This is a genomic window from Flavobacterium sp. ZT3R18 (genome assembly GCF_007097385.1).
Taxonomy (GTDB): domain Bacteria; phylum Bacteroidota; class Bacteroidia; order Flavobacteriales; family Flavobacteriaceae; genus Flavobacterium.
In genome coordinates this window covers 1-5,268 of the sequence record NZ_VJZS01000041.1, presented here as the reverse complement: position 1 = coordinate 5,268, position 5,268 = coordinate 1, and the positions used below count along the sequence as shown (strand labels likewise).

4 protein-coding genes and 1 tRNA gene are annotated in these 5,268 nt (G+C 34.9%); 4 read left to right on the top strand and 1 reads right to left on the bottom strand.

Annotated elements, in window-relative coordinates; translation table 11 throughout:
- Positions 1 to 437 precede the first annotated feature (437 nt).
- A tRNA-Ala gene (locus FNW52_RS20275) sits at positions 438 to 511 on the bottom strand.
- 311 nt (positions 512 to 822) lie between these two features.
- Here FNW52_RS20275 and FNW52_RS20270 point away from each other — a divergent pair.
- Genes FNW52_RS20270 through FNW52_RS20260 form a run of 4 tightly spaced genes read left to right on the top strand, consistent with a single transcriptional unit; the run spans position 823 to position 5,000 of the window.
- Entirely contained in the window at positions 823 to 1,581 is a 759-nt protein-coding gene (locus tag FNW52_RS20270; RefSeq protein ID WP_143379290.1) for an enoyl-CoA hydratase/isomerase family protein, read from the top strand.
- Between the two features lie 2 nt (positions 1,582 to 1,583).
- On the top strand, positions 1,584 to 1,754 hold the full coding sequence (locus FNW52_RS20935) for a hypothetical protein (protein WP_185966053.1): 171 nt from the start codon (positions 1,584 to 1,586) through the stop codon (positions 1,752 to 1,754).
- A gap of 20 nt (positions 1,755 to 1,774) precedes the next feature.
- On the top strand, positions 1,775 to 2,779 hold the full coding sequence (locus tag FNW52_RS20265) for a hypothetical protein (RefSeq protein WP_143379289.1): 1,005 nt from the start codon (positions 1,775 to 1,777) through the stop codon (positions 2,777 to 2,779).
- The gene (locus FNW52_RS20260; RefSeq protein WP_143379288.1) at positions 2,739 to 5,000 is read left to right on the top strand and encodes a hypothetical protein; all 2,262 of its coding nucleotides are present in this window, start codon (positions 2,739 to 2,741) and stop codon (positions 4,998 to 5,000) included. The genes FNW52_RS20265 and FNW52_RS20260 overlap by 41 nt, the downstream gene beginning before the upstream one ends.
- Positions 5,001 to 5,268: the final 268 nt, after the last annotated feature.

The following is a 5,268-nucleotide window of genomic DNA, read 5'->3' as shown; positions in this document are numbered from 1 at the left end:
TTCTTGAAAAAAAACAATAATCTTATCAAAACAATAATCATTCTTGCCTATGAATAGTTTTGTTGCGACTTTTGGGTATCTAACAAAAATAGAAAAAGTTTTTCAGTAAATTGGAGTTGAAGGAAATGGGTCAGGGCAAACGCCTTTAAAATTTTTTAGCCACGAATTTAGTTCATTGGTTAATATTTAATTTGGTATTCACTGATTTTCAATTCACGAATTGACACAAATTCATAAAAGAATGAAAATTAATTCTCACGAATTTTATTGCATTTTAATTAATTTGTGTAATTTAAAAGTGTAAAAATTAGTGTTCATTCGTGAAATTTGTGGCTACTTTTTTTTCTGTTTTTTTAAAGGAGTTTGCTTGGAAATGGATGAAAATAAAAAACCCTAAAGTTCACAAAGAACATTAGGGTTTTACTTTTTTATTTCAGTGGAGAATACCGGATTCGAACCGGTCACCTCTTGCCTGCCAGGCAAGCGCTCTAGCCAAATGAGCTAATCCCCCAAGATGATGGCGCAAATATAACATTTAATTATAGCAATATGCAAATTTCAAAAAGACTATTGTTCAAATCCAAAAAAATAGTTCATGTTCTGCTCCTAGTGATTAGTAAAAAGTAATTAGCCTCCAACCTAAATTTAAACAAAAAAATTCTCCAAGAGAACATATTTGATTGATTCTTGTAATTATCTTGATTGCAAATAGGCAATAAATTACGTCCCAAAGCTAATTACTCTGGGCTATTCACTAATTACTGACTATAAAAAACAAATTACTTCCATTCCTTTTTTTAACTTTACATCAAAATTTGCCTTATGCTACCACTAGATAAAAACGGAACACTCCTAACAACCATAGAAAACAAAATCGCAACGGTTCAATTTGGCCATCCTGCCAGTAATTCTTTTCCAAGAGTATTATTGGATCGATTAACCAATGAACTAACCTTTTTGAGTGACAACCCTGAAATTTCGGTTGTTATTTTAAAAAGTGAAGGAACTGGGGCTTTTTGCGCAGGCGCTTCCTTTGATGAATTACTGGCCGTAACAACTCTCGAAGAAGGCACCCGGTTTTTTTCCGGATTTGCCAATCTGATTAATGCGATGCGCAGTTGCAAAAAATTAATCGTAGGACGCATTCATGGAAAAGCCGTGGGCGGAGGCGTTGGGATTATTGCAGCCTGTGATTATGCATTGGGGACTCAAGAAAGCGCTGTCAAATTATCGGAATTGGCCATTGGTATTGGTCCCTTTGTGATTGAACCTGCCGTGAGTAGAAAAATTGGGAAAATGGCAATGTCCGAAATGACTTTGGCCGCACACGAATGGAAAACAGCTGCTTGGGCCAACCAAAAAGGATTGTATGCCAAAGTACTAGAAACCCAAGAAGAACTGGATATAGAAGTAACGACTTTCTCCAAGAGACTTGCCAATTACAATCCAGACGCGCTTGCCGAAATGAAAAAAATAATTTGGGAAGGCACTGCACATTGGGATAAACTATTAAAAGAAAGAGCTGCCATTTCCGGAAAATTGGTGCTCTCTGACTTTACTAAAAACGCTTTAATCAAATAACAATGAAACCATACTTTCTAGTGCTTCAAAATGCAAACATTGAAGAAAAAATTAAAAATGCACCTAGCGAAGCCTATCAAATAGGCGTACTAATTGGTTCATATCTCCCATTTGTTTTACTGGTAATACTGGCATATTGGACATACAGTCGTGCCAAAAAACGAAAAGAGTAATCTATAAAAAAACGACTCTTTTGAAAAAACTATTTCTTTTTTGTTTTATAAGCTGTTTCTTTTTTTCCTGCCAACAAAAAGAGAAACCTACAATTTCCTTTTACTACTGGAAAACTATTTTTAGGCTTTCGCCAAAGGAAAAAAACACCTTGTCCTCCAACCAAGTCAAGAGACTCTATATTCGATATTTTGACATTGACTTGAATCCGAAAACACAAAAACCCTACCCAAAAAGTCCCGTTCGTTTTGAAGAGACAGCCCCTAATTTTGAAATTATCCCTGTGGTGTACATCAAAAACAAAGTTATGCTCGATACCAAATTAAACGTACTGGATTTAGCAAAAAAAACAAATAGTTTCATTCAGCAAATCAACGCAAAAAACAACATCGTCATTCAAGAAATTCAAATCGATTGTGATTGGACGCTGAACAGCAAAGACAATTATCTGCGATTTATCGAAGCCTTTAAGAAAGTTTCGAATAAAAAACTCTCGGCTACTATTCGCCTACATCAAATAAAATATTTTAAAAAAACGAAAATTCCCAATGTAGATCGAGGCGTGCTGATGTATTACAATATGGGCAAAATCGCTCCCGATTCCTTAAATTCCATCTACGATCGCCACATTGCCAACCGTTATTTGTCAAGTCTAAAAAACTATCCTTTGCCCATAGATATTGCTCTACCTATTTATTCTTGGGGCATTCACATTAGAGACGGAAAAATAATTGGCCTTAGAAACAAAATAGATGTAAATAATCTAAAAAATAACAGTAGTTTTGTTCTTACAAAAGAGAATTGGTTTACTGTAACAAGCTCAACATTCAAAAACGGTGTTTTTTACAAAGAGAAAGACCTATTAAAAATAGAAACAATATCAAGAAATGATTTGCTCGAAATGGCAGATGATCTTGAAGAAAACACAATACAAAATCCGAAGGAAATTATCTTTTACGATTTAGACGAATTCAATATTAAAAATTATGATACAGCCTTTTTTAAAAAAATTATTGATTGCTTTTAGTGGTCTTATCCTTTTAGTTTATGGAACTATTTATGCTTGTGCCGATGGAGATTGGGGCTGGACATTTGACTCTAATTTTACTCCAGAAACTTTTGTAGACAAATCCTACTCTCCGCTTTTCTTATCTACCGATATTTTTTACGGAATTGGTTTTGACACCGAACACATTACAAGATTCAATACCGAGAACATCAAAGATTGGTCAACGTACCTTGAAGGAAAAATTAACGAGAAAGATTTAACTTTTTTCTTGACGGATTCCAGTAGCGCTGATGTAGCCGATTTAGTGCTCTATTACAAAAATGGAAAAACTAATAAATTTTCGGAAAAATGGAGTAAAAAAATCAAATTAAACGACAGCCAAATAAAAGAGTTTCTGTTGTTTTTGAATGACGCCCAAACTGTTGAAACCTACTCTACCCAACAATATGATTCTTGGAATTATGACGAAACCGTTCAGCCCCAAAAATTAACGAATTTGAATTGGATTAAATCCATTGAAAAGAAATACAACGACTCCAAAGATTCTTTCCTAAAAAACAGGTATTGGTTTTTGGTCATAAAAGCTAGTTTTTACAGTGACCGACAAGTAAACGGGGTATCCTTTTTTTACCAAACCGAAAAAACAATGCCCAAAAACACCTTGTATTATAGAGCACTGGCTTATGTGGCAGGCGTAGAATACAAACAAAAGAATTATGCCAAATCTAATTTTATCTACAGTCAAGTCTTTGACAAATGCCCAACTCTGAGAATAGTTTCGGCTTATTGTTTTCATCCACAAAACCAAAAAGACTGGAAACAATCGTTAGACATGGCCAAAAACGATGATGAGAAAGCTGCACTTTGGGCCATACAAGGCTATTACAATGACGAAGAAAAAGCCATTGCCGAAATCTATAAAATACAAGCCAAAAATCAACACTTGGATTTTTTATTGACACGGTTAATCAATAACCAAGAGAATAAAATAGACCAATCCTTTAAAGACAAAACCGTTCTTGAAAACAAAAAAAGAACCAAAGACAGCATCCACAAATCGACCATCGATCTGGTTAGTAAAATTGCACAATCAGATAAAACATCGAAACCATACCTATGGAATGTCGCTGCTGGATACCTAGAAACCCTAAACGGAAATTTCAAACAAGCCGACAACCACTTTGACAAAGCCGAAAGTAAAATGACCAAAACTCCCTTGGCTACTAATCAAGTTCGTTTGCTTCGATTCGTGAATAACCTCAGTAAAATTGACCTACTGAACCCAGAAAACGAAAAAACCATACTAGCCGATTTATCGTGGCTGTATTTTGAATTGCCTAAAAAACCTATTGACAATTTCCGCTATGAAAATGCCTCAAAATGGAGTAAAAACTATTTGGCGGCACTATACCGTTCTCAAAAAAACACCGTGATGACCGAAATTTTCAGTCATGAATCCAGTTTTTATGACAATGAAAAACAGCTGCTCGACATGAAATCTTTTTTAGCAAAAGGAAATAAAACCGAAATAGAAAAAATTGGCGCAACACTTTATGAAATAAAACTGGGCGACATTAATTATTTTCAAGGAGTCAAAGCCACTTACGAAAACAAAATTCCAGAAGCCATTGCGTTTATGAAACAAGCCGAAGGACAGGAAAATCAAAATTTTTATGGAAATCCTTTTCTAGGAAACATCAAAGATTGTCACGATTGTGACCATCAAGCAGCACAAAAAAAGAAATATACAATGCTTGATTTCCTAACCATTATTAAGAAAATGCAAGACAATGTGACTAAAAAAGTTGATGTCTACAACAACAGTGTTTTACTAGGAAATGCCTTTTACAACATTACTCATTTTGGTAATGGCCGACTGTTTTACGAAGGAAATATTGCAGGAGAAGGCTCTAGTCCTGATTATTTCAGAGATCCTATTCGAGACATGATTACCAATTGTTCTTTGGCGAAAGCCTATTATGAAAAAGCATTTTTGGCTACCAAAAACAACGAGCAAAAAGCCAAATCCCAATACATGATAGCCAAATGTGAGCGCAATGACTATTACAACAAAAAATACTACTCGCTCAATTTATCGGTTTGGGACATTCAAGACGACAAAACCAATTTCATTGCTTGGCAAGGTTTCAAAAATCTAAAGGCAAATTATTCGAAAACCAAATACTATAAAGAAATCATCAACGAATGTGGGTATTTCAAAACGTATGTTCGGAAATAGTTCTAAAAATCATTAGAGCGTGCCACCATAAAGAAAAGGGGCCAACTCATCGCACTGGTGAGTCGGCCCCTTCCCTTTATGCTGTCGGGCTATACGCGTTACAAGGTAACTAGCTTCTATCCCTCACGTACATACAAGACCTTTAAATTAATCCAGAAAATTATTTTTCAGACACCAAGGTAAGTATCCTAACAGGTGGGGTGTCAATTATGCGGCTTTTTTAATATTTTTTTTCACCCTTATTTCTTTATAAAGAGCTGCTCTTTTT

Coding starts and splice junctions, on each gene's coding strand:
- FNW52_RS20260 (WP_143379288.1), top strand. CDS start 2,739: ATGATACAGCCTTTTTTAAAAAAATTATTGATTGCTTTTAGTGGTCTT.
- FNW52_RS20935 (WP_185966053.1), top strand. CDS start 1,584: ATGAAACCATACTTTCTAGTGCTTCAAAATGCAAACATTGAAGAAAAA.
- FNW52_RS20270 (WP_143379290.1), top strand. CDS start 823: ATGCTACCACTAGATAAAAACGGAACACTCCTAACAACCATAGAAAAC.